Annotated in this window: 19 protein-coding genes; 14 read left to right on the forward strand and 5 right to left on the reverse strand. The window is 72.6% G+C overall.

Translation table 11 applies throughout. The features are described from left to right. Positions 1-839: 839 nt before the first annotated feature. From P3T29_RS24755 to P3T29_RS24780, 6 genes are read left to right on the forward strand one after another with little or no spacing between them, the layout of a single operon-like run. Positions 840-1,142, forward strand: a complete 303-nt coding sequence (locus P3T29_RS24755) for an urease subunit gamma (RefSeq protein WP_280718821.1) — start codon at positions 840-842, stop codon at positions 1,140-1,142. A 26-nt stretch (positions 1,143-1,168) separates the two neighbouring features. Continuing rightward, the gene (locus P3T29_RS24760) at positions 1,169-1,480 is read left to right on the forward strand and encodes an urease subunit beta (protein ID WP_280718867.1); all 312 of its coding nucleotides are present in this window, start codon (positions 1,169-1,171) and stop codon (positions 1,478-1,480) included. Further along, positions 1,473-3,200 (forward strand): urease subunit alpha, encoded by a 1,728-nt coding sequence (locus P3T29_RS24765; RefSeq protein WP_280718822.1) that lies wholly within the window; start codon positions 1,473-1,475, stop codon positions 3,198-3,200. Before P3T29_RS24760 ends, P3T29_RS24765 begins: the two co-directional genes overlap by 8 nt. Before the next feature lie 4 nt (positions 3,201-3,204). Further along, positions 3,205-3,867, forward strand: coding sequence for an urease accessory UreF family protein (locus P3T29_RS24770; protein ID WP_280718823.1), 663 nt, complete (start codon positions 3,205-3,207; stop codon positions 3,865-3,867). Next, positions 3,857-4,555: an urease accessory protein UreG gene (gene ureG, locus P3T29_RS24775; RefSeq protein ID WP_348532860.1), complete on the forward strand. Its 699-nt coding sequence runs from the start codon at positions 3,857-3,859 to the stop codon at positions 4,553-4,555. Before P3T29_RS24770 ends, ureG begins: the two co-directional genes overlap by 11 nt. Then, a complete protein-coding gene (locus P3T29_RS24780; RefSeq protein WP_348532861.1) occupies positions 4,528-5,340 on the forward strand; it encodes an urease accessory protein UreD in 813 nt (270 codons plus the stop codon). Before ureG ends, P3T29_RS24780 begins: the two co-directional genes overlap by 28 nt. A 13-nt stretch (positions 5,341-5,353) precedes the next feature. Here the strand turns inward: P3T29_RS24780 and P3T29_RS24785 are convergent, their stop codons facing one another. Then, positions 5,354-6,304 carry a cytochrome c oxidase assembly protein gene (locus tag P3T29_RS24785; protein WP_280718824.1) on the reverse strand — a complete coding sequence of 317 codons (951 nt, stop codon included), beginning with the start codon at positions 6,302-6,304 and terminating at the stop codon, positions 5,354-5,356. Positions 6,305-6,505: 201 nt separating this feature from the next. Here P3T29_RS24785 and P3T29_RS24790 point away from each other — a divergent pair, with 201 nt between their 5' ends. The 6 genes from P3T29_RS24790 to P3T29_RS24815 all read left to right on the forward strand — a co-directional run bounded on the left by P3T29_RS24790 (position 6,506) and on the right by P3T29_RS24815 (position 13,894). Continuing rightward, complete coding sequence (locus tag P3T29_RS24790) at positions 6,506-7,687, forward strand: cytochrome P450 (protein ID WP_280718825.1); 1,182 nt, start codon at positions 6,506-6,508, stop codon at positions 7,685-7,687. 110 nt (positions 7,688-7,797) lie between these two features. Next, positions 7,798-9,045, forward strand: a complete 1,248-nt coding sequence (locus P3T29_RS24795) for a protein kinase (protein ID WP_280718826.1) — start codon at positions 7,798-7,800, stop codon at positions 9,043-9,045. Positions 9,046-9,172: 127 nt separating this feature from the next. Then, on the forward strand, positions 9,173-11,305 hold the full coding sequence (locus tag P3T29_RS24800; RefSeq protein ID WP_280718827.1) for an MMPL family transporter: 2,133 nt from the start codon (positions 9,173-9,175) through the stop codon (positions 11,303-11,305). 99 nt (positions 11,306-11,404) lie between these two features. Next, a complete protein-coding gene (locus P3T29_RS24805) occupies positions 11,405-12,370 on the forward strand; it encodes a hypothetical protein (RefSeq protein ID WP_280718828.1) in 966 nt (321 codons plus the stop codon). 10 nt (positions 12,371-12,380) lie between these two features. Continuing rightward, positions 12,381-13,163 carry an SDR family oxidoreductase gene (locus P3T29_RS24810; RefSeq protein ID WP_280718829.1) on the forward strand — a complete coding sequence of 261 codons (783 nt, stop codon included), beginning with the start codon at positions 12,381-12,383 and terminating at the stop codon, positions 13,161-13,163. After that, the gene (locus tag P3T29_RS24815) at positions 13,163-13,894 is read left to right on the forward strand and encodes a polysaccharide deacetylase family protein (protein WP_280718830.1); all 732 of its coding nucleotides are present in this window, start codon (positions 13,163-13,165) and stop codon (positions 13,892-13,894) included. The genes P3T29_RS24810 and P3T29_RS24815 overlap by 1 nt, the downstream gene beginning before the upstream one ends. Positions 13,895-13,997: 103 nt before the next feature. On the opposite strand, the gene P3T29_RS24820 is transcribed toward P3T29_RS24815, so the two are convergent. From P3T29_RS24820 to P3T29_RS24830, 3 genes are read right to left on the reverse strand one after another with little or no spacing between them, the layout of a single operon-like run. Next, complete coding sequence (locus tag P3T29_RS24820; protein ID WP_280718831.1) at positions 13,998-15,089, reverse strand: glycosyltransferase; 1,092 nt, start codon at positions 15,087-15,089, stop codon at positions 13,998-14,000. Continuing rightward, positions 15,086-16,027 carry an NAD-dependent epimerase/dehydratase family protein gene (locus tag P3T29_RS24825; protein ID WP_280718832.1) on the reverse strand — a complete coding sequence of 314 codons (942 nt, stop codon included), beginning with the start codon at positions 16,025-16,027 and terminating at the stop codon, positions 15,086-15,088. Before P3T29_RS24825 ends, P3T29_RS24820 begins: the two co-directional genes overlap by 4 nt. 9 nt (positions 16,028-16,036) lie before the next feature. Next, a complete protein-coding gene (locus tag P3T29_RS24830; protein WP_280718833.1) occupies positions 16,037-17,161 on the reverse strand; it encodes a DegT/DnrJ/EryC1/StrS family aminotransferase in 1,125 nt (374 codons plus the stop codon). A gap of 542 nt (positions 17,162-17,703) precedes the next feature. Here P3T29_RS24830 and P3T29_RS24835 point away from each other — a divergent pair. After that, positions 17,704-18,102: a tyrosinase cofactor gene (locus tag P3T29_RS24835; protein ID WP_280718834.1), complete on the forward strand. Its 399-nt coding sequence runs from the start codon at positions 17,704-17,706 to the stop codon at positions 18,100-18,102. 59 nt (positions 18,103-18,161) lie between these two features. Beyond that, entirely contained in the window at positions 18,162-18,989 is an 828-nt protein-coding gene (locus tag P3T29_RS24840; protein ID WP_280718835.1) for a tyrosinase family protein, read from the forward strand. A 67-nt stretch (positions 18,990-19,056) separates the two neighbouring features. Here the strand turns inward: P3T29_RS24840 and P3T29_RS24845 are convergent, their stop codons facing one another. Beyond that, complete coding sequence (locus P3T29_RS24845; protein WP_280718836.1) at positions 19,057-20,082, reverse strand: 6-phosphofructokinase; 1,026 nt, start codon at positions 20,080-20,082, stop codon at positions 19,057-19,059. Positions 20,083-20,250: the final 168 nt, after the last annotated feature.

The following is a 20,250-nucleotide window of genomic DNA, read 5'->3' on the forward strand; positions in this document are numbered from 1 at the left end:
TGCTGCGGAGGGTTGACGATGTGACAGGTTGGCCTGGCTCTCGGCCGGACATCGGGTTGGAGCCGGTGGGGTGAACGCGCTCAGGTCTCCGGCGACCTCCCCGTTGGAAGCGCCGACGGCGAACCGCTCGGCGGCCTCCATCCGGATCCGCTCGCGCCACGAAGGCCCGACCAGTGAGCGGCGACATGTTCGCGGCCGTCGATCGCCACCACCGGGACGAACGTGCGCCGACTGCCGGCCAGTGCGGGGAGTCGGCTCCGACGGTCGTCAGGGGGCGGTCGGCGGTACCGTGCTCGCGCAGCCAGCCAGCCAGCCAGCCAGCCAGCCAGCCGGCGTCGGAGGTCCGCCGCGCGCGGTCGAGAGCCTTGAAACGGGCGGGAAACGGCCCCGGAATGCGGAGGCAGCAATTCGGGAGGAGTGTGACGAAAAGCGATTCCCGGGTGGATGAGGGAGGGGGCGTGGGCGCTCAAATGTAAAGATTCTGTTCCTCATACGAGGTGAAAGCTACTCCGTCTGCCGAGATCTCCCCAGGTGGCAGGGCTACGCCATGCCCTGCGGCCCGGAATCCAATTGCGCCGGTAAAGCAGCGCGTTGCGTCCCGGGCCGTCGCCGGGAGTTGGGTAAAGAGCGGCCCGACACGCCTGATGGGCACCCTGACGGGCGGCACACTCCGTCGGTTACGGTGTCCCCGAAATCCTCCAGCGTGCGGGCCGGAGGACGGCGACTGCGGGCTCTGCCGGCCGTCTGCCCCCACCTGTCCGCCGGCCATGCCGCACGCTCTGGACCGCCCTGCGGCACATCGTCGTGCCCGCTCCGTGACCTACCACCAAGGTTCGCAGATGAGGCTCACACCCCACGAGCAGGAGCGCCTGCTCATCCACGTCGCTGCCGACGTGGCGCGTGGCCGTCAGGCCCGTGGCCTGCGGCTCAACTACCCGGAGGCGGTCGCGCTGATCACCTCGCACGTCCTGGAGGGCGCGCGCGACGGGCGTACCGTCGCCGAGCTGATGAAATCCGGGCGGGACGTGCTCACCCGTGCGGACGTCATGGACGGCGTGCCGGAGATGATCCACGACGTCCAGGTCGAGGCGACCTTCCAGGACGGGACCAAGCTCGTCACCGTCCACGGGCCCATCCAGTGACGGCCGGTCCTGTGTGCGCCGCCACCGTGATCCCCGGCGAGATCCTCTACGGCGAGGGCGACATCGGCCTGAACGCCGGCCTGCCCGTCACCCAGCTGGCCGTCGTCAACGGCGCGGACCGCCCGGTGCAGGTTGGCTCGCACTACCACTTCGCCGAGGTCAACCCGGGTCTGGAGTTCGACCGGGCGGCGGCGCGCGGTCTGCGGCTGAACATCCCGGCCGGTACCGCCGTGCGCTTCGAGCCGGGCATCCCGGCCGAGGTCGAGCTCATTCCCATCCGTGGCCGCCGCGTGGTGGCCGGACTGCGCGGCGAGACCGGAGGCCCCCTCGATGCCTGAGCCCACGTACCCCCTCACCGTCACCCGCCGCCGGTACGGCACCCTCTACGGGCCGACCGCCGGGGACAGGATCCGGCTCGCCGACACCAACCTGCTGATCGAGATCGAGGAGGACCGCTGCGCCGGCGGCGACGAGGCGGTCTTCGGCGGCGGCAAGGTGATCCGGGAGTCGATGGGCCAGGCCCGGACGAGCCGCGCCGAGGGCGCGCCCGACACCGTGATCACCGGCGTCGTGGTGCTCGACCACTGGGGCATCGTCAAGGCCGACCTCGGTATCCGCGACGGCCGGATCACCGCGCTCGGCAAGGCCGGGAACCCGGACACCATGGACGGGGTCCACCCCGAGCTGGTGATCGGCCCGGAGACCGAGATCATCGCGGGCAACGGGAAGATCCTCACGGCCGGCGCGATCGACGCCCATGTGCACTTCATCTGCCCGCAGTTGGTCGACGAGGCGCTCGCCTCGGGCATCACCACCCTGGTCGGCGGTGGCACCGGGCCCGCCGAGGGCAGCAAGGCGACCACCATCACGCCCGGCAGCTGGCACCTGGCCCGGATGTTCGCCTCGATGGACGACCTCCCGGTCAACATCGGCCTGACCGGCAAGGGCAACACCGTCAACACCGCCGCCATGCACGACCAACTGCGCGGTGGAGCCCTCGGGTTCAAGATTCACGAGGACTGGGGGGCGACCCCGGCCACCATCGACGCCTGCCTGCGGGTCTGCGACCGGACGGGCGCCCAACTGGCCATCCACACCGACACCTTGAACGAGGCCGGCTTCGTCGCCGACACCCTCGCCGCGATCGCCGGACGCGGCATCCACGCCTACCACACCGAGGGTGCGGGCGGCGGGCACGCACCGGACATCATCACCGTGGTCTCCGAGCTCAACGTGCTGCCCAGCTCGACCAATCCGACCCGCCCGCACACCGTCAACACCATCGAGGAACACCTCGACATGCTGATGGTCTGCCACCACCTCAGCCCGCACGTGCCCGAGGACCTGGCCTTCGCCGAGTCCCGGATCCGCCCCTCGACCATCGCCGCCGAGGACATCCTGCACGACCTCGGCGCCATCTCGATCATCAGCTCGGACGCCCAGGCGATGGGCCGGATCGGCGAGGTGGTGATGCGGACCTGGCAGACCGCGCACGTCATGAAGGCCGGCCGGGGCTCGCTCCCGGGCGACGGCCGGGCCGACAACCACCGGGCCCGCCGCTACGTCGCGAAGTACACCATCAACCCGGCCGCCGCCCAGGGTCTGGACGGTGAGATCGGCTCGGTCGAGCCCGGCAAGCTGGCCGACCTGGTGCTCTGGTCGCCCGCCTTCTTCGGGGTCAAGCCCGACCTGGTGGTCAAGGGCGGCCAGATCGCCTGGGCCCAGCTCGGTGACGCCAACGCCTCCATCCCGACCCCGCAACCCATGCTGCCGCGCCCGATGTTCGGCGCGATCGGCCGGGCGGCGGCGGGCAACTCGATCAACTTCACCTCGGAGGCGGCCATCGCCGACGGCCTGCCCGAGCGGCTCGGCCTCGGCAAGCCGTTCACCGCCATCCGCAACACCCGGGGTGTCACCAAGGACCACATGGTCAACAACACCACCCGCCCGGACGTCCGGGTCGACCCCGACACCTTCACCGTCACCATCGACGGCGAGACAGTCACCCCCGCTCCCGTCGCCGAACTGCCGCTCGCCCAGCGGTACTTCCTCTTCTGACGCGATGTCAGTTTCCGCTCTCCTGCTGCTCGCCGACGGTCGCTTCCCAGCCGGTGGCCACGCCCACTCCGGCGGAGCCGAGGCCGCCGTCAAGGCCGGCCGGGTGCACGACGCCACCACCATGGCGGCGTTCCTCACCGGCCGCCTGCACACCACCGGGCTGACCTCCGCCGCCCTCGCCGCAGCTGCCGCCGCCGACCACGACCTGGCCGCGCTCGACGAGGCGGCGGACGCCCGTACGCCTTCACCCGCCCAGCGCGCGACCAGCCGCCGCCTGGGCCGCCAGCTGCTGCGGGCGGCCCGAGCAGCCTGGCCGCACCCGCTGTTGGACGACCTCCGTAGCCGGTACCCGCGCGGCGCCCACCAGCCCGTCGTGCTCGGAGTCGCCGCGTACGCCGCTGGGCTCGGCCCGACGGAGGCGGCGGCCGTCGCCGCGTACGAGAGCGTCAACGGCCCGGCCACCGCCTGCCTGCGGCTGCTCGGCCTCGACCCGTACGAGGTCGCGGCCCGGCTCGCCGCGCTCGCCCCGCAGCTGGACGCCGTCGCGGCGCGGGCCACCGAGGCGGCGCGCGCCGGGCTGGAGCAGCTACCCGCCGCCTCGGCCCCCCTGCTCGACATCTACGCCGAGCAGCACCACTCCTGGAAGGTGCGTCTCTTTGCATCGTGACCACGTCGACCCCTACGACGCCACTGTCCACCACTCCTACACCGCCGCCCCCCTGCCCGCCTCGACCTCGGCCCGCAACCGCGCGCTGCGGATCGGGCTCGGCGGTCCCGTCGGCTCCGGCAAGACCGCGACCGTCGCCGCGCTCTGCCGGGCGCTGCGCGAGGAACTCTCGCTCGCCGTCGTGACCAACGACATCTACACCACCGAGGACGCCGAGTTCCTGCTCCGCAACGCCGTCCTCCCGCCCGAGCGGATCACCGCCGTCGAGACCGGCTGCTGTCCGCACACCGCGATCCGGGACGACATCTCGGCCAACCTCGAAGCCGTCGAGGAGCTGGAGGACGCGGTCGGGCCACTCGACCTGATCCTGGTCGAATCCGGCGGCGACAACCTCACCGCCACCTTCAGCCGAGGTCTGGTGGACCACCAGATCTTCGTCATCGACGTCTCCGGTGGCGACAAGATCCCCCGTAAGGGCGGCCCGGGCGTCTCGACCTCCGACCTGCTCGTCATCAACAAGACCGACCTCGCCCCGCTGGTCGGCGCGGACCTGCAGGTGATGGCCCGCGACGCCAAGGCCCAGCGCGGCGACCTGCCCACGGTCTTCTGCTCGCTCGCCGCGCCCGATGGCGTCGCGCCCGTCGTCGCGTGGGTCCGCGAGTGCCTCGCCGCCTGGCAGACGCGGTGACCGTCGGCGCGCTGACTGCCGACGCACCGGCCGCTGGCGCACCGACCACCGGCGCACTGCTGGCCGCCGCCCGGATCACCGCCGTCCAGGACGGGCGGGGCGGCACGGCCCTGCCCGCCCTGGACGGCGCCGGGCCGCTCGCGCTGCGCCGCACCACGGGCGAAGGGACGGCGGCCCACGTCATGGTGGTCGGCTCGATGGCCGCACCCCTGGGCGGTGACCGGTTGGCGATCCACGCGCGGGTCGGCGCCGGCGCCGAGCTGTGCGTCACCAGCGCCGCCGCCACCATCAGCCTGCCGGGCCGACCGGCCGGTCCGGCCCACTACGACCTCGACCTGACGGTGGACGAGGACGCCCGCCTCGACTGGCTCCCGGAGCCCGTGGTCGCCGCCACCGGCAGCCACCTGATCATGACCACCCGGATCACCCTCGCCCCCGGCGCCCGGCTCCGCTACCGCGAGGAACAGGTGCTGGGTCGGCACCACGACTGGGCCCGCCAGGCACCCCCGGGCCGGCTCACCTCCCGCCTGACCGTACGGCAGGCCGGCCGCCTGATCCTCGACCAGCAGACCGACCTCGGCCCGGGCGCCCCCGGCTGGGACGGCCCGGCCGCCCTCGCCGACCACCGCACCGCCGGCCAGCTGCTCTCGGTCGGCCTGCCCGCCGAGCCGCCGACCGCACCCGCCGACGCCGTCCTGCTCACCCTCCCCGGCACCGGCGCCACCCTGCTCACCGCCCTCGCCCCGGACGCCCTGACGCTGCGCCGCCTGCTGGCCGCAGCCTGACCGGGTGCCGGACCTACGCGCGGCCGCGCTGCTGCAGCGAGGCGAGGTAGGCGTTGTAGGCGTTCAGCTCGGCGTCGCCGTCGCGGTCGGCGGCGCGGTCCTGGCGGCGGGCCTGCCGCTCCTCGGACTTCGCCCACTGCAGGGTCAGCGCGATCAGCACGACCGCCGTCGGGATCTCGCCGAACGCCCAGGTGATGCCGCCGGCCAGCTTCTGGTCGGCGAGCAGGTCGGTGCCGGCCGGGGCCATCGCCGAGTTGAAGGTGGTCACCAGCTGGCCGGTGGCCATCATCACCGCCACGCCGAAGAAGGCGTGGAACGGCATGCCCATGAACAGCTCGATGATCCGCATCACGAAGCCCGGCCGGTGCGGTCCGGGGTCGACGCCCATGATCGGCCAGAAGAACAGCAGCCCGGCGGCCAGGAAGTGCACCATCATCGCGATGTGCCCCAGCCGGTACTGCATCAGGAAGTCGAAGAGCGGGGTGAAGTACAGCCCGTAGAGGCTCGCGATGAACAGCGGGATGGTGAAGCCGGGGTGCGAGATCACCTTGACGTACCGGCTGTGCAGCAGCGCCACCAGCAGCTCGCGCGGCCCCCGGCCCCGGCCCTTGCCGGCCGGCCGCAGCGCGCGCAGCGCGAGGGTGATCGGCGCACCGAGCAGCAGCAGGATGGGGGAGAGCATGGAGAGCACCATGTGCTGCATCATGTGCGCGCTGAACAGGACCATGCCGTAGTCGTTGAGCCCGCTGCAGGTCACGAACATGATGCTGCCGACCCCGGCCACCCAGGCGATCACCCGGCCGATTGGCCAGCGGTCGCCGCGCCGCCACAGCCGCACCACGCCGGTGCCGTAGAGCGCGAGCGCGACCAGGCAGGCGATCAGGAACGGCCAGTCCGGGGACCAGGTCAGGGCGGCGGAGGCGGAGAACGGTTCGAGCGTGCCCATGCCCCCGTGCTGGTGCATCCCTGACATCCCTGACATCCCTGACATGCCTGTCATGCCGTCGCCCATCGGCGGGTCCCGCTTTCCGTCGTCCATCCGTCCGTCCGAGCCGGGCCGCGCGGGTCCGGTTCGTCCGTTTTGCTTCGGCTCTCAGGGTAGGCGCCGCTTATACCGCCGCCGCAGCCGACCCCGGTACGGCGCGCCCGACTATGGTGGCTGATCATGGGGATCACTTCTGACCAGACGTCACCGATGGCCGCCGCCGAGCTCGTCGGGGACCCGTACGGCAGCTACGCGCGGCTTCGCGAGGAGGGGCCCGTCCAGCGGATCACGGGGCTGGACGGGCTGCCGGCCTGGCTGGTCACCCGGTACGCCGATGTCCGCCAGGTGCTCGCCGACCCCCGGCTCGCGCTGGACAAGAGCCACGCCCGGCCGGGCAACTACCGGGGGCTGGCCCTGCCCGCCGCGTTGGACGCCAACCTGCTGAACATGGACGCGCCGGACCACACCCGGGTCCGCCGCCTGGTCTCCCAGGCGTTCACCCCGCGCCGGATCGAGCAGCTGCGCGAGCCCGTCCAGCGGATCGCCGACGAGCTGCTCGACGCCGTCGCCCCGCTGGGCCGCGCGGACCTGATCACCGCCTACGCCGCGCCGCTGCCGATCACCGTGATCTGCGACCTGCTGGGCGTCCCGCCGGAGGACCGGCGGGACTTCCGGGCCTGGACGGACGTGCTGATCGCGCCCGACCCGGCCAGGCCCGAGGCGGCGAAGGCGGCGGTGGTGGCGATGGTCGAGTTCTTCGCGCTGCTGATCACCCGCAAGCGCACCGAGCCCGCCGACGACCTGCTCTCCGCCCTGGTCGCCGTCCGCGACCACGACGACCGGCTGACCGAGGATGAGCTCACCTCGCTGGCCTTCCTGATCCTCTTCGCCGGCTACGAGAACACCGTCCACCTCATCGGCAACGCCGTGCTCGCCCTGTTCGACCACCCCGACCAGCTGGCCGCACTCCGCGCCGAGCCCGCGCTGATCGGCGCCGCGATCGAGGAGTTCGCCCGGTACGACGGCCCGGCGCCGCTGGCGATCCGCCGCTTCCCGGTCGAGGCGCTGACGATCGGCGGCGTCACCGTCCTGCTCGTCCTGGCCTCCGCCAACCGGGACCCGCAGCAGTTCGCCGACCCCGACCGCCTCGACCTCTCCCGCCAGGAGACCGGCCACCTCGCGCTCGGCCACGGCATCCACTACTGCCTCGGCGCGCCGCTGGCCCGCCTGGAGACCGAGATCGCGCTCGCCACCCTGCTGCGCCGCTTCCCGGCGCTGGCCCTGGACGTCCCACGGGACGAGCTGCGCCACCGCCCCTCGCTGCGCGCACGCGGTCTGCTCGCCCTCCCGGTCCGCTACTGACCCGAAGCCTCCGCAGCGCCCGAGTCACAGAGATTTCACAGACTCGGGCGCTAGGGTCCGCGCGGATCTCGCCGCCGCCAGGGGGTGGGGAGCGGAGAGGACGGGAAGGCATGGAGCAAGAGCAGGCCGTCGGCGGCCGGTACCTGTTGTGCGGGCTGCTCGGGCAGGGTGGCATGGCGGAGGTGCACCAGGCTCGCGACCTGCGCCTGGACCGGGTGGTCGCGGTGAAGGTGCTGCGGCCGGAGCTGGCGGCGGACCCGTCCTACCGGGTGCGCTTCGGCCGCGAGGCCCGTTCGGCCGCCGGCCTCAACCACCCCGGTATCGTCGCCGTGTTCGACAGCGGCGAGGGCGCGGGGTGGGCCATGGACCTGCCGTACATCGTGATGGAGCATCTGCGGGGCCAGACCCTCGCCGAGCTGCTGCAGGGCGGCCCGGCCCCGAGCCCGGAGCGCGCGCTGCGCATCTGCGGAGAGATCCTGGACGCGCTGGCCCACGCGCACAGCAGCGGCACGGTGCACCGCGACATCAAACCAGCGAACGTCATGGTCACGGACGGCGGCGTCGTCAAGGTGATGGACTTCGGCATCGCCCGCCCCCTCGACCACGCCCAGGGCGTCACGATGACCGGCACCGGCATGGTCCTGGGCACCGCCGAGTACCTCTCCCCGGAGCAGGCCCGAGGCATACCGGTCGACGCCCGGACGGATCTCTACTCCACCGGCTGCCTGCTGTACGAACTCCTCACCAGCAGACCGCCGTTCAGGGCCGGCACCCCGCTGGCCACGGTCTGGCAGCACCTGGAGGAAGAGCCGGCGCCGCCCTCGCGCTACGCGCCCGCGCTGCCCCCGGCCGTGGACGCGCTGCTCCTGACGGCCCTGGCGAAGGACCGGGAACACCGCTTCGCCGACGCCCGGGCGATGCGCGCCGCCGTCGACCGGGTACTGCGCGAACTCCGCCCCCCGGCCGGGCCCGCCGAAGCGACTTCGCCCACCGGGCCGATCACGGCGAGTGTCCAGGTGCCCGTCCGGCCGAAGCGCCGTCTGCCCCGCGCCGCGCTCGTCCTGCTCGGGTGTTCGCTGCTGGTCGTGCCCGCCGGGGTGTACCTCGCGAGCGGCCAGGGCAGCAGCGCACCGACCACCGTGCCCGCGCCCGACCTGCGCGGCAAGAGCGTGGCCGAGGCCCGCCGGACGCTGCAGGGCGCCGGGCTGCGCGTCGGCCGGATCGCGACCGGGGACTGTGCGATCCCGGTCGCCGCCGGGCGGGCGGTCTGCGGACAGCAGCCGGCCCCCGGCGCGGACGTCGCCCGGGGCGGCGCGGTCGTGCTGCGGATTCCTGATGCTCCGTCAGTTACGCGCTGACGGCGCGGCCGATCGGGTGTCTCCGGCGTGGCCGTGATCGCTGGGCGCGGCGCCCAGGGCTACGTTGGCGGGGCCCGTCGGGGCTTCCGCCGTCGTGAGTGCGGACCGGTCTGTGAGGTGGTTCCGCGTGGTGTCGGGTGTCGAGGACCAGGGGTTGCTCGCCGGGCTCGGCAGGTTCTGCTACCGGCGGCGCCGTCTCGTCCTGCTGCTCTGGGCGGTCGGCACGGCGCTGGTGATGGCCGTCGGATTCGGCTTCGCCGCTCCGGCGGACAACGACTTCGCCGGCGGCAAGTCCCAGTCCGGGCAGGCCCAGAACCTGATCAAGCAGCACTTCCCGGAGCGGAAGGGCAGTTCGCTGACGCTGGCGATCCAGGCCGACGCCGGAATCGAATCCCCGCCGGTCCGCACCCGGGTGGACAGCCTGGCGGCCCAGCTCGCCACGGCCCCGCACATCACCTCGGTACGTTCGCCGTACGCGGCGCCGGGTCAGGTCTCGCAGGACGGGCGGACCGCGTTCGCCGATCTCCAGTCCGACCTGAACCCGTTGCCGGCCGCCGAGGTCAAGCACCTGATCCAGCAGACCAGGGCCGCCTCCGGGAACGGCGTCACCTTCGCGCTGGGCGGCGCCGACGTCGTCGGGGCCGAGACCCCGTACGGCGGCAAGTCGGACGCCATCGGCGGGGTCGCGGCGATGCTCGTCATCCTGATCGCCTTCGGTTCGCTGCTGGCGATGGGCCTGACGATGGCGGCCGCGCTGTTCGGCATCATCAGCGGACTGGCCCTCACCTTCCTGCTCGGGTACGTGTTCCCGGCCCCGTCGTTCAGCCCGATCGTGGCGACGCTGCTCGGTCTGGGTGTCGGCATCGACTACGCCCTGTTCATCGTCACCCGATTCCGTGAGGCGCTGGCCGAGGGAGCCGATCCCGAGGAGGCGGTGGTGGTCTCGATCGCCCGGGCCGGGCGGTCGGTGCTGTTCGCCGGGGCCACCGTCGTGATCGCGATGCTCGGGCTGTTCGTCGTCCAGCAGAAGCTGCTCAACGCCACCGCCGTGGCGGCGTCGGTGACCGTGCTGATGACGATGATCTCGGCGGTGACCCTGCTGCCCGCGCTGCTCGGCTTCGCGGGCCACGGCATCGACCGGTTCAAACTCCCGTACCTCGGACGGACGGGCGCCCGCAGTCCGATGGCCGAGCGGTGGGCGCGGGTGATCCAGCGCCGCCCGATCACCGGGCTGGTGGCCGGCGCGGCCGTCATGATCGTCCTCGCCGTGCCCGCGTTCTCGATGCGGCTGAGCTTCGAGGACAACAGCACCGAGCCGCGCGACACCAGCGGTTACGCGTCCCACCGCATCCTCACCGAGGGCTTCGGTGTCGGCTACGACGCGCCGTTCGTCGTCGTCGCCGAACTGCCGCCCGGCGGCGCGGACCTGACGGCGCTCACCGACGCCGTCGCCCACACCCCCGGCATCGTCCAGGTCACGCCCGTCCAGCTCAGCCAGGACAAGGCGGCCGCGCTCTTCGTCGCGTACCCGAGCACCGCCCACAACGACGCCGCCACCCCCAGGCTGCTGACCCGGCTCCGCGACCAGGTGATCCCCGCCGCCGTCCACGGCACCGGCCTGGTGGTGCACGTCGGTGGTCCGACCGCAGGTGACGCCGACTTCGCGGCCGAGGTCACCGTGCGGCTTCCCTGGCTGATCGGGACGGTCATCGGGCTGGCGCTGATCCTGCTGCTGGTGCTCGTCCGGTCGGTGGCCATCGCGGTGAAGGCGGCGGTGATGACGCTGCTGTCGGTCGGTGCCTCCTTCGGGGTGCTGACCGCGATCGTCCAGTGGGGCTGGCTGGGCCCGCTGTTCGGCTTTCCCGCCCCCGCGCCCGTCACCGCCTGGGTGCCGCTGTTCATCTTCCCGATCCTGTTCGGGCTCTCGACGGACTACGAGGTCTTCCTGGTCTCGCGGATCCGCGAGGAGTACGACGCGGGCGCGGACACCCGCGAGGCGGTGGCGCGCGGCCTGTCCCGGACGGCGCGGGTGATCACCGCCGCCGCCGCGATCATGGTGACCGTCTTCCTGTCCGTCCTCGCCACCCCCGACACCGCCGTGAAGCAGTTCGGCCTCGGCCTGGCCGTCGCGGTCTTCCAGGACGCCACGGTGGTACGGATGGTCCTGGTCCCCGCGATCATGGAACTGCTCGGCGGTGCCAACTGGTGGCTGCCCGGCTGGCTCGACCGGCTGCTGCCCGAGGTCGCGTCGGCCGAATGACGGCCCACCGCCGGCAGGAACTGCGGACCTCCGGCACCGGGTGAAGACTGTTGAACGGATCAGGCGGCCGTGAGCGCTGCCCCGACCGCCGAGGGAACCATGCTTCTCGGACTAGTCACCGCCCTGCTCGCCACCCTCTGCTACGGCTTCTCGTCCGTTCTCCAGGCCCGGGGCGCGCGCAGGATGCCGGAGCAGGACCGGCCCGGGCTGCGGCTGCTCGGCGGAGTCGCCCGTTCACCGCAGTTCCTGCTGGGGACGGCACTCGACCTGGTCGGTTTCGGCCTGGTCGTGGTCGCGCTGCTCCGGCTGCCGCTCTTCCTGGTGCAGGCGGTCACCAGCGCCAGCCTCGCGGTGACCGCAGCGTCGGCCGCCTGGCTGCTCGGAGGCAGGCTCGGGCGGCGCGACCTGGCCGGCCTCGTCGCCGTGGTCGCGGGGCTGGTCATGCTGGCGCTCAGTGCGGGGCCCGAGGGCAAGCGCCTGACCGGGACGGGGTTCCACCTCGGGCTGCTGTTGGCCGCCGTCGCCGTCCTGCTGCTCACCCTCCCGCTCGCGCACCGGCGCGGCGAAGCGGTCGCGGCGGCGCTCGGGCTGCTCGCGGGGACGGGGTTCGGCGTGGTCAGCCTCGCGGTGCGGGTGCTCGACCACTCCTCCCCGGCGGCGCTCGCCACGGACTCCGCGACCTACGCGCTGATGGTCGGCGGCCTGGGCGGCTACCTCTGCTACGCGCTGGCCCTGCAACGCGGCTCGGTGACCGCCGCGACCGCCGCCGTGGTCGTCGGCGAGACCCTGGCACCCGGGCTGATCGGAGTGGTACTGCTCGGCGACCGGGCCCGGACGGGGGCCGGCTGGCTGGCGGTGCTGGGCTTCGTGATCGCGGTCGGCGGGACGTTCGTCCTCGCCCGGTTCGGGGAGATCGAGCCCGGGCCACAGCCACCCGGACCCACCGCGCGGCCGGTCACCTCCCGTGCGACGGTGGGGCTACGTACGGAGGCCGGGGACGGCGCCGATCCGCCCGGACCGGCCGAGCACCCCCGGCCCGGACCGGCCGTCGGCCAGGACCGATGAGGTGGAGCGCATGACGAAGGACCCCGCATCCGCGGGCCGGCCCGCCGCCGGCCGGCGGGTCGTGCTGGTGACCGGGGCCTCCTCCGGGATCGGGGCCGCGACGGCCGTCCGGCTGGCCGGGGCCGGCTGGTACCCGCTGCTCTCCGGCACCGACCCCGCCCGGCTCGCCGCGATCGCCCGGCAGACCGGCGGCACCGCGCTGCCAGGCGACCTGGCCCAGCGGGACGGACCGGAGGAACTGGCCCGCCGCGCCCTCGCGGTCTCCGGCCGGGTCGACGCGCTGATCGCCAACGCGGGCATCGGCTGGCGCGGCCCGTTCACCGGGATGCCGCTCGACCTGCTCGACCACATGATCACGCTCAACCTGACCGCACCGCTGCGCCTGGCCCGCCTGCTGCTGCCCGCGATGCTGGAGCGCGGCAGCGGGTGCCTGGTCCTGACCGGTTCGATCGCCGGGCGGGTCGGTGTCCGGGAGGAGGCCGTGTACGCGGCGACCAAAGCGGCGCTCGGCATGTTCGCGGAGAGCCTGCGCTACGAGCTGCTCGGCACCGGCGTCCGGGTCCGGCTGGTGCTGCCGGGGGTGGTCGACACGGAGTTCTTCAGCCGGCGCGGCACCCCCTACCACCGGCAGCGGCCCCGGCCCGTGCCGCCCGAGCGGATCGCCGAGACCGTGCTCGCGCTGCTGACGGGCCGCCGCGAGGAGGCGATCGTGCCCGGCTGGCTGCGGCTGCCCGACCGGCTGCACGGGACCGTGCCCGCGCTGTTCCAGCGGATGGCCGGACGGTTCGACTGATGGCCGGGGCAGCCGGACGGCTCCTGCTGGCGGGCGCCGCAGCCGCGACGGCGGTCGAGGTGGCCCACCTGGCCCCCGCCGCCGGCCGCCTCACGCCTGCCCGCCGCACCGTCTGCCGGGGGCTCGCCGGGTACGGCTCCGCCACCCACGTGGCGCTGACCTTCGACGACGGGCCCGACCCCCGGAGCACCCCGCACTTCCTGGACGAGCTGGACGCACTCGAGGTGCGGGCCACCTTCTTCCTGCTCGGCAGCATGCTCGAACGCGCCCCCGTGCTCGGGCGGGAGCTGGTCGAGCGCGGCCACGAGGTCGCGGTGCACGGCTGGGACCACCGGCGGCCGTGGTGGCCCGACCCTGCCCGCGACCTGACCGAGCTCCGGCGCACCGTCGGGACGATCACCGAGGCCTGCGGCGTCCGGCCGCGCTGGTACCGGCCCCCGTACGGAGTCCTCACCAGCGGGCTGCTCCGGTCCGCCCGGCGGACGGGCCTGCGGACGGTCCTCTGGACGGGCTGGGGCCGCGACTGGACGGCCCACGCCACGCCGGCCTCGGTGTACGCGACGCTCCGGCCCCAGCTGCGGGGCGGGGCGACGCTGCTGCTGCACGACTCCGACTGCACCTCGGCGCACGGCGCGTGGCGCTCGGCGCTCGGCGCGCTGCCCAGGGTGGTGGAGCACTGCCGGGAGCGCGGGCTGTGGGTTGGGTCCCTGCGGGAGCATGGGCTGGCGTAACCAGTAGGGGTGCGGGGAGTCACTGTGCCACGTGGCAGGCTGCGGGTCTGTGCCTTCCGGTTTCGCGCAGTTCCTCGCGCCCCTGAGGATGCCCGATCCTGATTTACGGGTACAGCTCCGCGAGCACGGCGGCGAAGGCGGACTCCCAGGCGGCCCGGGACGGGGTCCGGTCGGTTGTCGGGCCGGTGAGGGCCGCGAGGGCGTTGCGGACCACCTCGTGGGGGCGGGCGGAGGTGACGGCGGCGTGGCCGAGTTCCAGTTCGTGCTGGAGGTTGTCCCGGCCGTGGCCCTGGACGACGTCAAGTAGCAGGAGGGGGCGGCCCAGGGCGCGGGCCTCGCTGCAGGTGTCTCCCGAGCTGGTGATCACCAGGTCGGCGGCTGCCATCAGGGTCGGGACGCGGTCGGTGTAGCCGAAGGGGTGCAGCCGGGCCTCCCGCCGGGCGGCCGCGCGCAGCCGGGCCTCCAACCGCTGGTTCCGGCCCGCCACGGCCAGCACGTGCGGTCCGGCGGCGGCCAGCGCGCGGGCGGTCCCGGCGACCGGGCCGAGCCCCCAGGCGCCCGACATCAGCAGCACGCACCGGGCGTCCGCCGGGACGCCCAGCTCCGCGCGGGCTGCCGCCCGGGTGGGCGGGGTGTAGAAGGCGGCCCGCAGCGGGACGGGGACCACCGCGATCCGGGCCTCCGGGCGGTAGCGGCGGACCGCGCAGGCCGCGACCTCGGAGGTGACGAGGAAGAGGTCGGTACCGTCCTGCACCCAGAGCCGGTGCGGTGTGACGTCGGTGCAGAAGACCAGGTGGACCAGGCCCGGCCACCGGCTGCGCAGCTGGTTGACGGCGGACGCGGCGGTCGGGAAGACCGAGACCACCAGCTCGGGCGGCCGCCGCGCCAGCAACCTCCCCAGCTCCGGCACCAACCGGGTGCGGGCGGCCGCCTCGGTGAGCAGCGCGAGCCTGCTCCCCGGCCGCAGCGCGGCGAAGTGGAAGGCGTCGTAGACGCCGGGCAGCGCGAGCATCCGGCGGAACACCGCCTCCCCGGCGGCGGCGCCCGCCGTCCCGAGCAGGCTCATCGCGTCCACGGTGGTGGTGGTCCAGCCCCGGCCGACCAACGTTTCGGCGCAGGCCCGGGCCATCACGTCGTGGCCCTGGCCGAGGGAGCCGGTGAGCAGCAGCGCGTGCGGCACGGTGACCTGCCTCAAGACCGCTGGTTCGACCGGTACCAGTCGACGTAGCGGCTGACCCCGTCGGAGAACCGGGTGGTGGGCGACCACCCCAGCAGCCGTTTCGCCTTCGCATTGGAGACCGCCCGGGCGGTGTAGTCGCCCGCGCGGGCCGGGACGTGCTCGACGGTGAGCGGGCCGAGCAGCTCGCTCACGGTGTCGGCGACCTCCCGGATCGATACCGGGGTGCCGCCCTCCAGCGCGAAGGTCTCGTCCTGCGCCGCCGGTGACAGGGCGCGGACGTGGGCCTCGGCGAGGTCCTCCACGTAGACCCAGTTGCGGGTCTGGCCGCCGTCCCCGGCGATGGTGATAGGGCGGTCGGCCAGCGCGGCCTGGACGAACCGGGCGATCACCAGCTCGTCCCGCATTCTCGGCCCGTACGGGATGCCGTACCGCAGGATGGTGAAGTGCTGGCCGTAGAGGTCGTGGTAGCTGTGCACCGCCAGCTCGGCGGCGATCTTGCCCGCGACGTAGAGGTGTCCGGTGCGGCCGAGATCGATCGGGACGTCCTCCGTCAGCTCGACGTCGGAGGGCCCGGGCCGACCGTACGCAGCGCCGTACACCCAGACGCTGCTGGCCAGCACGACGCGCGCGCAGCCCGTCCGGCGGGCCGCCTCCAGCACGCAGACCGTGCCTTCGACGTTCATCCGGGTGGACCGGACGGGGTCGGCGGCGACCTGGTCCACGTTGGCCGTGGCGGCGAGGTGGAAGACGATCTCGCTGCCCTCCAGCGCGGCGGTCAGCCCGGGCAGGTCGAGGATGTCCGCGCGGACGTAGCCAGCGGCCGGGTTGGCCCGGTGCGCCGGACCGCTGACGGGCGCGCTGTCGACCACGACCACCTCGTGACCGGCCGCCAGCAGCCGGTCGACCACGTGGGACCCGATGAATCCGCACCCGCCTGTGACCACAGCTCTCATGGCGACTCCTCAGCCGATCAGGTCGGCGTGGACGGCGGAGATCGCGGTCAGCACCTGGTCGACCTCGTCGTCCCGCATGTCCGAGTGGACCGGCAGGCAGATGTGCCGGGCGCAGACGTCCTCGGCGACGGGCAGCGGCCCGTCCGCGTACGGGGCCAGTACCGGCTGGTGGTGCAGCGGCAGGTCGTAGACCTCGCCGGGGAGCCGGACGCCGAACCGCTCGGACACCTCGCGCTTGAAGTGCGCGCGGTCGACGCCGGTCGGGAGCAGCACCATGTACTTGTAGTAGTTGCTGCGGCATTTGGGCGGCTCGACCAGCGGTTGCAGGCCGGGCAGCCCGGCCAGCGCGGCGGTGTAGCGGTCGGCGACCTCGCGGCGGGTCTCGATGAACTCCTTGAGGCGGCGCAGATGGATCTCGCCGATCGCCGCGTTCACCTCGCTGAGGCGCCAGGAGTAGCCGTCCCGGACGTGGTGGTTGGCGCCGAAGGAGCCCTTGCCCTGGTCCCGGTAGATCCGCGCCTCGTCGCGCAGCTCGTCCGAGGCGGTGACCAGCATGCCGCCCTCGCCGCTGGTGGTCACCTTGGTGGCGTAGAAGGAGAACGCCCCGGCGAGGCCGAACGAACCGGCGAACCGGCCGTCGTAGCTGCAGCCGTGCGCGTGAGCGGCGTCCTCGATCAGCGGGATGCCACGGGCGTCGCACAGCCGGCGGATGGCGTCGACCTCGGGAGTGATCAGACCGCCGACGTGCACGAGCAGGACGGCGGCGGTGGCGGGCGTCAGTGCCGCCTCGACGGTGGCCACGCTCAGTGCGAAGGTCTCGGCCGAGACGTCGGCGAAGACCGGGCGGCCGCCGGCGTGCAGCACGGCCGCCGCCGAGGCGTAGAAGGTGTTGGCGGGTACCACGACGTCCCGGCCGGCCACCTCGGCGATGCGCAGGACGATCTCCAGCGCCGCCGTACCGGTGTTGACCGCGACGGCGTGCGGGACTTCGTGCACGGCAGCGAAGGCGGTCTCGAAGCGTTCGGTACGCGGACCGAGGGTCAGCGCGCCGGTGGCCAGAATCTCCTTGACCGCGTCGGCGACCGCAGACCGGTCGTCCTCCGGGTACACGACTCGCGCGGCGGGAACATCCACGCGGCACCTCCGATGCTCGGCGGGATCGGTCAGGCCCACGGCACCCGGGGCGCGTTTCACGTTACCTGCCATATCGGACGAAGCGTGGAATATACGACCAATAGGGATGTGACTGGAGTGGCTGACGGGGTCCGTGGCGCTCGTGGGGCGAGAGACATTGCGCCATCCGGGGAGTGTGAGGCCGACCACTGAATTAACTGTCCCGTCGGAGAAGTTCCTGTAGTTGAGGTGTTCGGCGGCAAGATTTCCTGCGAATCCCTGGCACGCTCCCGGCGGGCGGAAGTTCCTTCGGTCACGATCGGATTTTCCGCTCAGCAGGGATGTCCGGAAATATGGTCAACCAGTGCACCCCCGCCATTCGGCCGTTACGAGAACCCCACTTGCTCTGCAAACATGGGGAGCGGGCGGGGCGATCATGAAATATGCCACTGGCATGTCCGTCAACCGGGCTGTGTCCACGCCATTCTGACGACCCGTCAAATTCTGAGAGACATCTGTTCGTGCGCTCCGCCACCGGCGGGGCGCCAGAGGGGGGTACAGCCATGTCCGAAACCACCCAGACTGCCGAGCTCACGCGCCGCCGCATGCTCCAGGGCGCGGCCGTCGCGCTCACCGCCGCCGCCGGGACGGCGCTGATCGGCCTGACCGGGTCCACCGACAAGCCCGCCGCAGCGGCCGGCCTGGCCGGCTCGGACAAGATCGACGAGGTCTACCAGGGCCGGCGCATCCAGGGTCGGCCCGTCTCGGCCGGAGGCGCCGGGCACCACCACCACGGGAGCTACTCGGTGCTGATCGACGGCAAGGAGCTGCACATGATGCAGAACGCCGACGGGACCTGGATCAGTGTCGTCAACCACTACCAGACCTTCACCACGCCGCGCGGGCTGGCCCGGGCCGCCGTCCGTGAGCTGCGCGGCGCCTCGCTCGTCCCGATCGCCTGAGCCGTACACGCGGCGCACGTCGGTCCAAACCAGGTCAGACCATCTCAAGAGGGGGAAACATGGCAGTCCGTAAGAATCAGGCGACCCTGACGGCCCAGGAGAAGCGCGGCTTCGTCAACGCCGTCCTGGCGCTCAAGGCCAACGGTGGTTACGACGCTTTCGTCACCACCCACAACTCGTTCATCACGAGCGACACCGACGACGGTGAGCGGACCGGCCACCGCTCGCCGTCCTTCCTGCCCTGGCACCGCCGCTTCCTGCTCCAGTTCGAGCAGGCACTGCAGGCCATCGACCCCACCGTCTCCCTCCCGTACTGGGACTGGACGGCCGACCAGACGTCGTCCAGCTCCCTCTGGGGTGACGACTTCCTGGGCGGTGACGGCCAGAGCAGCGACAGCCAGGTGACCACCGGGGCCTTCGCCTTCAGCGGTGGCAACTGGACGCTCAACGTGAGCTCCGACAATCGCAACTTCCTGCGCAGAGCACTGGGCGCCGGGGTCGCGAGCCTGCCCAGCAAGGACGACGTGAACTCCGTCCTGGCGATATCCACTTACGACGCCGCGCCGTGGAACAGTGCCTCCGAGGGCTTCCGCAACAACCTGGAGGGCTGGCGGGGCGTCAACCTGCACAACCGGGTGCACGTCTGGGTCGGCGGCGACATGCTGACCGGGATGTCGCCCAACGACCCGGTGTTCTGGCTGCACCACTGCTTCATAGACAAGCTGTGGGCGGCCTGGCAGAGCCGCCACACCGACCAGAGCTACCAGCCGACCGTCAGCACCACCAACGTGGTCGCGCTCAACGACACCATGAAGCCGTGGAACGACACCGCCCCGGCGGCGATGCTCGACCACACCCGCTACTACACCTACGACACCGGCTTCTAGCCGAAGACGGTTCAGGTCCCCGACGAAACCTCGTCGGGGACCTGAACCACTGGTGGCGGCGGTGGGATCAGATGACGGTCTCGGCCTCGGCGTAGCGCTCGGCGGGGACGGTCTTCAGGTCGGCCACGGCGTCGGCCAGCGGCACCAGGGCGATCTGGGTGCCGTGCAGGGCGGTGATGTGGCCGAAGGCGCCCTTGTGGACGGCCTCGACGGCGTGCCAGCCGAAGCGGGTGGCGAGGACGCGGTCGTATGCGGTCGGGGTGCCGCCGCGCTGGGTGTGGCCGAGGATGACCGGCTTGGCCTCCTTGCCGAGGCGGTGCTCCAGCTCGCGGGAGAGCTGGTTGGCGACACCGGTGAAGCGCTCGTGACCGTAGATGTCCTTGACGCCCTCCTCCCAGTGCATGGTGCCGGGCTCGGGCTTGGCGCCCTCCGCGCAGACCACGATGGCGAACTTCTTGTTCCGGTCGAAGCGCTCGCGGACGACCTCGGTGAGCCGGTCGATGTGGAACGGTCGCTCGGGCACCACGATCGCGTGCGCGCCGGCGGCCATGCCGGCGTGCAGGGCGATCCAGCCCGTGTGACGGCCCATCAGCTCGACCACCATCACGCGCTGGTGCGACTCGGCGGTGGTCTTCAGCCGGTCCAGTGCCTCGGTGGCCACCGAGACGGCGGTGTCGAAGCCGAAGGTGACGTCGGTGCAGGCGATGTCGTTGTCGATGGTCTTCGGCACGCCGACCACCGGCAGACCCGCGTCGCTCATCAGCTTCGCGGCCTTCAGGGTGCCCTCGCCGCCGATCGGGATCACCGCGTCGATGCCGAGGTCCGCGCAGTACTTCTTGGCGCGCTCGACGCCGTCCCGCAGGTGGCTCGGCTGGACCCGGGACGAGCCCAGGATGGTGCCGCCCTGGGCCAGGATGCCGCTCACCGAGTCGATGGTGAGGGGCCGGTGGACACCTTCGAGGAGACCGCGCCAGCCGTCCTGGAACCCGATGATCTCGTCGCCGTGGTCGACCACCCCCCGGTGGACCACGGACCGGATCACGGCGTTCAGGCCGGGGCAGTCACCGCCGCTGGTCAGCACACCAATACGCATTGCTTTGCAACTCCCGAGCAGTACCGGACGGCCGGACTTCCACCTTGGCGCTGGCACCTGAAGGTTGGCTCGAATCAGACATGACTCACTGAATCGGGCCATGGAGCAGCATACGGCTCCTGCGTCCGGCCGGGCAGGCGCCGACGCGGGAGCGGCGTCGTCGACGCA

The organism is Kitasatospora sp. MAP5-34 (assembly GCF_029894335.1).
Taxonomy (GTDB): Bacteria; Actinomycetota; Actinomycetes; order Streptomycetales; family Streptomycetaceae; genus Kitasatospora.